Source organism: Streptomyces beijiangensis (assembly GCF_017315755.1).
In the GTDB taxonomy this organism is placed as follows: Bacteria; Actinomycetota; Actinomycetes; order Streptomycetales; family Streptomycetaceae; genus Streptomyces; species Streptomyces beijiangensis.
Map to the genome: position 1 here is coordinate 1 of NZ_JAFLRJ010001246.1, position 211 is coordinate 211.

Annotated in this window: 1 protein-coding gene; it reads left to right on the forward strand. The window is 65.9% G+C overall.

The features are described 5' to 3' along the window. The coding region (locus tag J0695_RS41360) for a hypothetical protein (protein WP_206969954.1) at positions 1-211 on the forward strand (211 nt) is incomplete at both ends.

Genomic DNA, 211 nt, shown 5'->3' on the forward strand with positions numbered 1-211 from the left:
GGCTACATCCAGGCGTACGCCGACGCGATGCCCCGGATCTTCCTCTATCTCGTGCCGGTGCTCGTTCTCGGACTTGTCATCGCCTTCTTCCTCAAGGAGAAACCGCTGGTGTCCCACAACGCCCCCGCCGTCGAGCCCGACGCCGCCGTCCCTTCGGCCCGTAACCCTTCGGTTCTCTCGCCCTCCACCTCTTTCGGTGCGGGAGTGCCGG